This is a genomic window from Streptomyces sp. NPDC059456, from assembly GCF_042750055.1.
Taxonomy (GTDB): Bacteria; Actinomycetota; Actinomycetes; order Streptomycetales; family Streptomycetaceae; genus Streptomyces.
Genome location: NZ_JBHYVA010000889.1, coordinates 1 through 2,918, shown reverse-complemented (window position 1 = coordinate 2,918; position 2,918 = coordinate 1). Strand labels below are relative to the sequence as shown.

Sequence of the window (2,918 nt, the reverse complement as noted above, 5' to 3'; positions counted from 1 at the left end):
GGGGCGCCGCCGCTCGCGGCGATCTGCACGTCCTGGAGCCGGGCGATGGCGTCGTAGCGGTACAGGCCCTCCTGGAGCACGGTCCGCGAGACCACGGGCCAGCGCAGCACCCGGCCGAGTTTCAGTTCGTGCGCGACGGCGTGCGCGAGGGTGGACTTGCCGGTTCCCGGGTAGCCGGTCACGAGCAGCGGCCGCCGCAGGTACAGGGCCGCGTTGATGGCCTCCAGCTCCTCGGGCTCGGGGCGGTGCAGCTCGGCGGCCTGCCGGTGCGCTCCGAGGCGCCGCGCGACGTTGCCGTCGGTGGTGTCCGCGGGTCCGCCCGGCTCGCCGACGGGGCCGCCGTCGAAGTCCCGCCACGGCGGCGGATCGGGCAGGGCCCCGATCCCGTCGTGGGGTTCGCCGACCCCCCGGTAGATGAGCCATTCCTCGTTCACGCCTGCTCCCTCCCCGTCCCGCCCGTCACAGGTCGCCCTGCAGCGGCTCGTCGTCGGGCAGCGCGCGGGCCGGGTCGTCCCATACGAGGGCCATCCCGTCGGCCCAGTACGCGTCGGGGTCGGCCCCGTGCGCGCGCGCCCGCAGTGCCTGGAACCGGACCGGCAGCGGCGCTCCCCGCCCCGCCTCGGTCAGTTCCTCGCGCAGCCCGCGGTGGAACGGCGCGCAGTCGGCCTCCGGGTCGGCCGGGGGCCGCCGGGTGACGGCCACTCCGTATCCGGCGTCGCGGACCGCGTACAGGGAGCCGCGGGTGGGCTCCGCGTCGGCGGCCCGGCAGTGCACGGGCACGGTGTTGTCGGGCAGGGTGTCGAGCCATTCGGGCGCCGGGGTCCGGGGGCGCCCGCGCGCGCAGTCGGCCCGTTCGTCGAGCACCGGCCCGGCCTGGACGCGCGTCCAGCGGTCGGCCCGGCGGTGGTCGGCCTCCTCGTCGGGCGGGGCCTCGCCGCTCCCGGCCGGGTAGCGGAACACCACCGGGCGCTGGGCGCCCAGCGGGACCCGGCCGGCGACCGTCCAGGTGTCCACGGGCAGGCCGAACAGCTCGGGGGCGACGGCGACTTCGAGGAGGGCGGCCGCCTCGTGGGTGTCGCAGCGCCGGAAGGCCTCGGCGAGGGGGACCCGCAGGACCTCCGCGAGTCCGGCGCGGGTGGCCCGTACGCCGGAGTCCACCGGGGTGACGCGGCCGGGGTGGGCGGGCCCGTAGAGCACCGAGACGCGCCAGTCGTAGACGTCCTCCCAGCCGTGCGCCCACGCCTCCAGCAGCACCGAGGGGCCCTGGGGCAGTCCGGCGGGCGGCCGGGCGTGCCCGTAGGGGTGCCGGTCGGCGCGGGCGCGCCGGCTGCGGTCGCGGCGGGCCAGGCCCTGGTCGCGGCGCTCGGCCAGCTCGCGGCGCAGGGGCCGCCACAGCCGTTCGGCCGTGGTCCGCACCCAGTCCCACAGTTCCTCGTCGGAGCCGGGGGCGGGCGGCTCGCGGTGGTCGGCGACGCTGACGTCGGTCGCGTACCGGAGCATCGCGGCGGCCTCTCCGGTGCCGCCGGGCGGGTCGTGGAGCATGCCGAGGCCGTCGCGCCAGCTGAGCGGGGCCGGCAGGCCCGGGTCCGGTTCCTCGCCGCGGGCCGCTTCGACCAGGGCGCGGACGTCTTCCGAGGAACGCGGCGGGGGCAGCTCGGCGAGCAGCCCGCACAGGGTGGTGCGCTCGGCGGGGGTGAGGCGTCTGCGGCCCTCGTACGGGTCGCCGGCGGCCGGGAGTTCGTCGTGCACGTCGGTCCAGGTGCGGCGGCTGCCCAGATCGCTCAGGTGCTGGTCGTAGTGGTACAGGTCGTGGGCCTGCATGACGCGGCGGTAGAGACCCACCTGGCCGGTGGCGGCCAGCGGCAGGGTCCGTAACTGCACGACCGAGACGGCGAGTCCGCCGCCGCCGCTGTGCCGGCGGGCCTTGACCACGCCGACGACCTCGCCGCGGGCCAGGTCGACGACGGGGGCGCCGGACATGCCGGGTTCGATCTCGTCGTCGTTGCCCAGGCGCCGGGCGGCGCCGCCGCCGGCGGGGCCGCGCAGCCGGGTGGTGCGGCCGGTGATCTCGGGGGTGCCGAGGTCCTCGGTGCAGCCGAAGTAGGCGACCTCGTCGAGGCGGGGCCTGCCCCGGTCGGTGAGGCGTACGCAGGCGTGCGTGATCGGTGCGAGGACCCGGACCAGGGCCAGGTCGGGCAGGTCCCACAGGGCGCGGCGGGCGGGGCGGCGCTCCTCCAGCCGCTCGGGCAGCACGCACTCGACGCGGCCGGGGACGGTCCCGGTGGCGCCGTCGGCGCCGGAGGAGAAGGTGATGCCGAGCTCACGCCCCACGAGACGCACCGCTGCACCCCCTTCACCGACGACGTGCGCGCACGTCAGGACCCAGCCCGGGGCGATGAAGAAGCCGCTCCCCCAGGTGGGACCGGTCCCACGGGAGGCATACCCGTCCGGGGCCGCGTGGACGCGTACGGTGGCCGCCCGGACGAGGGGTTCGAGGAGCTCGAAGGCGCGCGCGCTGCCGCCCGTGCGCCCGTCCTGCATCCCCTGCCCCCTCAGGTGTTGGGCAGTCCAGGCTAGCGCCGGGGCGGGCAGGGCGGGAGGTCTCGGCGACTAGGCGGATTATCCTGGCGGGAAACGTCCCCCTGCACACCTTCATCACGGCACGGAGCCCGACTTGTACTTCACCGATCGCGGCATCGAGGAGCTGGAGAAGCGGCGCGGCGAGGAGGAGGTCACCTTCGAGTGGCTCGCCGAGCAGCTGCGCACCTTCGTCGACCTGAACCCGGACTTCGAGGTCCCGGTGGAACGCCTGGCCACGTGGCTCGCGCGGCTGGACGACGAAGACGACGAAGACGAATAGTCCACACGTGGGACGCACTGTCCCCGAGTACGGCGATGGGGCCCGACCGGTTACGGTC

The 2,918-nt window shown here is 76.4% G+C and carries 3 protein-coding genes; 1 reads left to right on the top strand and 2 read right to left on the bottom strand.

The window, feature by feature from the left end; all coding sequences use genetic code 11:
* Positions 1-434: AAA family ATPase (locus ACFXA3_RS40115; protein ID WP_385195979.1), on the bottom strand; the 434-nt coding region annotated here is incomplete at its 3' end.
* Between the two features lie 25 nt (positions 435-459).
* Complete coding sequence (locus tag ACFXA3_RS40110) at positions 460-2,541, bottom strand: trypsin-like peptidase domain-containing protein (protein WP_385195977.1); 2,082 nt, start codon at positions 2,539-2,541, stop codon at positions 460-462.
* 133 nt (positions 2,542-2,674) lie between these two features.
* Here ACFXA3_RS40110 and ACFXA3_RS40105 point away from each other — a divergent pair, with 133 nt between their 5' ends.
* Positions 2,675-2,860: a DUF6104 family protein gene (locus ACFXA3_RS40105; protein ID WP_010061466.1), complete on the top strand. Its 186-nt coding sequence runs from the start codon at positions 2,675-2,677 to the stop codon at positions 2,858-2,860.
* The last annotated feature ends 58 nt before the right edge of the window (positions 2,861-2,918 follow it).

What these genes read in the sequence shown, in the direction of transcription:
- ACFXA3_RS40110 (WP_385195977.1), bottom strand. Translation starts at nt 2,541, where the DNA reads ATGCAGGACGGGCGCACGGGCGGCAGCGCGCGCGCCTTCGAGCTCCTC.